Source organism: Kitasatospora sp. NPDC057542 (assembly GCF_042801945.1).
Classification (GTDB): Bacteria; Actinomycetota; Actinomycetes; order Streptomycetales; family Streptomycetaceae; genus Kitasatospora.
In genome coordinates, this window is sequence record NZ_JBHVFE010000639.1 from 1 (window position 1) to 3972 (window position 3972).

Annotated in this window: 2 protein-coding genes; one reads left to right on the forward strand and one right to left on the reverse strand. The window is 71.9% G+C overall.

What is annotated here, in order from left to right; genetic code table 11:
- The coding region (locus tag ACFU7Y_RS41245; protein ID WP_380771538.1) for a helix-turn-helix domain-containing protein at window positions 1-351 on the reverse strand (351 nt) is incomplete at its 3' end.
- A 354-nt stretch (window positions 352-705) separates the two neighbouring features.
- Between ACFU7Y_RS41245 and ACFU7Y_RS41250 the strand changes: the two genes are divergently transcribed.
- Entirely contained in the window at window positions 706-3912 is a 3207-nt protein-coding gene (locus ACFU7Y_RS41250; protein WP_380771540.1) for a M28 family peptidase, read from the forward strand.
- The last annotated feature ends 60 nt before the right edge of the window (window positions 3913-3972 follow it).

Below are 3972 nucleotides of genomic sequence, written 5' to 3' on the forward strand. Positions count from 1 at the left end.
GAACGGCGCGCCGCCGGGCCGCGGGGGCCGGAACAGGGCGGGCGAGACGGCGTCCAGGACGCGCAGTTCGGCGCTCTCGGCGCGCTGGCAGGCGGCCCTCAACTCGCCGCCCGCACCGAGGAGGCCGTCGATCCGGTCGGCGACCCGGGGGTTGACCCGGCGGGCGCCGTGCTCGATCCTGCTGACCGCGGTGTGGTCGTAGCCGATCCCGGCGCCGAGCTGCGCCTGTGTGAGGCCGGCCCGGCGCCGCCAGTGCCGCAGCCGGGCACCGAACTCCCGCCAGGCGTCCCGTCCCCGGCCGGTCGGCGGTGCCGGCACCGCCGCCGCAGGGGCCACACGGTTCCGCTGCACGGCTGCCTCCCGGGCGCGTCGTCCCCGACCGGTCGCAGGGCCTGTCGACGATTCCAGTGATTCCGACGACTCCGATGATGAGGACCGTACTCGATCGCCACCCGCGCCGTACATGATGTGGTCTCAACCACTTGAGAGAAACGCCAGCTTGGCGCGGAGTCGCTCCGGTCGGCTTGACGGAATTTGCCAATCCCTTGCATCCGACGCACCGGCCATTGACCCGGGCATGACGCCGTGTGAGGGTTCGGGCACCCGAGCGCGGACGGCCCGCACGGCCGTCCCCCCATACGGCCCTGCGGTGCGCCACCAGCCCTGCCGTCCGCGGTCGAGGACCCCCACATGCGAGGAGCCTCGATGCAACGCAGAGTTTCCGCAGGCCGGTTGCTGACCACGGCGACCACCCTGACCGTACTGGCCGGCATGATCGCCGCCACCGCGGGGCCGGCCACCGCCGCACCCGCCCCCTCCCCGGCCCCGCCCAGCGCCCTGGCCGCGGCGGTGAACGCGGCCGACGCCGCCACCGCGGCCGGCCTGGACGCCCTGGCCAAGGGCCCCGACGAGACCTACGAACACAAGACCGTCACCCCGTGGATCGGCGGACTCTACTCCGTCGCCTACGAACGCAGCTACCACGGCCTGCCGGTGGTCGGCGGTGACGCGGTGGTCCTCGCCGACGCCCAGGGTCGTGTCCGCGCCCTGCAGTCCGCGGCCACCGGTCCCGTCGGCGGCTCCATCACACCGCAGGTCAGCGCGGCGAACGCGGAGAAGACCGCCCGCACCAAGCTGGCGGCGGTGGACTCGGTGGAGTCCCGCCGCCTGGTCGTCCGGGTCAAGGACGGCACCGGCCGCCTGGCCTGGGAGACCGTCCTCACCGGGCGCCAGGGCACCACCCCCAGCCGACTTCACGTCTTCGTCGACGCCGCCACCGGCGAGGTCATCGACAGCTACGACGACGTGCGCGCGGGCACCGTCAACAGCGAGTGGAACGGCCCCGCCCCGGTCACCATCAGCACCACCAACTCCGGCGGCTCGTACTCGCTGCGCGACCCCAACCGGCCGGGCCTGTCCTGCTCCGACTACAGCACCGGCCAGGTCTTCTCCAAGACCGGTGACTCCTGGGGCACCGGCAGCGCCTCCAGCAAGGAGACCGGCTGCGGGGACGCGATGTTCGCCGCCCAGAAGGAATGGGACATGCTGCGCGACTGGCTCGGTCGCAACGGGCACAACGGCAACGGCGGCAGCTGGCCCGTCAAGGTCGGACTCAGTGATGTCAACGCCTACTGGGACGGCAGCACGATATCCATCGGCCACAGCCAGGCCAACAAGTGGATCGCCTCGATCGACGTCGTCGGCCACGAGTTCGGCCACGGCCTCGACCAGTACACCCCGGGCGGTGCGAACAACGAGTCCGGCCTGGGCGAGGCCACCGGCGACATCATGGGCGCACTCACCGAGGCCTACGCCAACGAGCCCGCACCCTACGACTCCCCGGACTACACCGTCGGAGAGATGATCAACCTGGTCGGCAGCGGGCCGATCCGCAACATGTACAACCCCTCACTGGTCGGCAACAACCCCAACTGCTACTCGGCGTCGATCCCGCAGACCGAGGAGCACGCGGCGGCCGGTCCGCTGAACCACTGGTTCTACCTCCTCGCCGAGGGCTCCAACCCGGGCGGCGGCAAGCCCACCAGCCCGACCTGCAACAACTCCACCGTCACCGGCATCGGCATCAAGGACGCCGGCCGGGTCTTCTACGGCGGCATGCTCCTCAAGACCAGCGGCATGACCTACAAGCGCTACCGCACCGCCACCCTGACCGCCGCGAAGAACCTCGACGCGAGCTGCACGTTCTTCAACCGGGCCAAGGCCGCCTGGGACGCCGTCAGCGTCCCCGCCCAGACCGGCGACCCGACCTGCACGCCGTCCGGCAACAGCGACTTCTCGCTCTCCCTCGGCCCGGCCTCCGGCTCCGTCCAGCCCGGCGCCTCGGCCTCGTCGACGGTGAGCACCGCCGTCACCTCCGGCACCGTCCAGACCGTCGCCCTCACCGCCTCGGGTCTGCCCTCGGGCGTCACCGCGAGCTTCAACCCCTCCTCGGTGCAGGCCGGTTCCTCCTCCACCCTGACCCTGTCCGCCTCCGCGGCGGCCGTGGCCGGGACGTACCAGATCACCGTCACCGGCACCGCCGGCTCCACCAACCACACCGCCCAGTACAGCCTGACCGTCGGCGGCGGGGGCAACCCCGGCGGGCCCGCGCCCGACATCGACGTCGCCAAGGTCCAGGCCCACCTGTCCCAGCTGAACAGCATCGCCAACCAGAACGGCGGCCACCGCCGGGCGGGCAGCGCCGGACACAGCCAGTCGCTGGCGTACATCAAGGGCAAGCTCCAGGCGGCCGGTTACAGCGTCACCGAGCAGACCTGCACCTCCTGCACCTACCAGTCCGACAACCTGATCGCCGACTGGCCCGGCGGCCCCTCCGACCAGGTCACCATGTTCGGCGCCCACCTGGACAGCGTCTCGGCCGGCCCCGGCATCAACGACAACGGCTCCGGCTCGGCCACCCTGCTGGAGAACGCGCTCGTGCTCGCCCAGCAGAACCCCAGCCTGACCCGGCACGTCCGGTTCGCCTGGTGGACCGGTGAGGAGCAGGGCCTCCAGGGCTCGCAGTCCTACGTCGGCCAGCTGAGCTCCGCCCAGCGCTCCGCGATCAAGGCGTACTACAACTTCGACATGGTCGGCTCGACCAACGCCGGCTACTTCATCAACAACATCAACTCCTCGGCCTCCGCGCCGATGAAGGCCTACTGGGACTCGCTGAACCTCAAGCCGGAGGAGAACGTCGAGGGCCAGGGCCGCTCGGACGACTACTCCTTCCAGCAGGCGGGCATCCCGACCTCGGGCTACGCGGCCGGCGCCAGCGACACCAAGACGTCGGCGCAGGCGGCCAAGTGGGGCGGCACGGCGGGCCGTTCCTACGACTCCTGCTACCACTCGTCCTGCGACACCACCAACAACGTCGACGCGACGGTGCTGAACCGCAGCGCCGACGGCGTGGCGTACACCATCTGGAAGACCTCGGTCGGCGGCACCGCGCCCGCCGACGACTTCTCCCTCTCGGTGAACCCGACCACCGCCACCGTCTCGCCCGGCGGCACCGCCACCGCGACGGTCGCCACCGCCACCACCTCCGGCTCGGCCCAGACGGTCAGCCTGACCGCCTCGGGCGCCCCGGCGGGCGTGACGGTCTCCTTCAGCCCCTCCTCGGTGCAGTCCGGCGGCTCGGCGACGGTCACCCTCGCCACCTCCGGCTCGACCGCGACCGGCACCTACAACATCACCCTGACCGGGACCGGCTCGGCCGCGCACAGCACCAGCTTCTCGCTGGTCGTGGGCAACGGCTCGCCGAACCCCGGTGGCACCTGGACGCCCGGCACCACCTACCAGGCGGGCGACGTCGTGACCTACGACGGAGTCGGCTACCGCTGCCTCCAGGGCCACACCGCCCAGGTCGGCTGGGAACCGCCGGTCGTCCCGGCGCTCTGGCAGCCGGTGTGACGCAGGCGCGCTGACGCCCGGTGAAGCCGCTGCGCCGCGGTCCGTCGAGGGGGACGGACC

Bases quoted from the DNA above. Each gene is read 5' to 3' on its own strand.
- ACFU7Y_RS41250 (WP_380771540.1), top strand. From the start codon at position 706: ATGCAACGCAGAGTTTCCGCAGGCCGGTTGCTGACCACGGCGACCACC.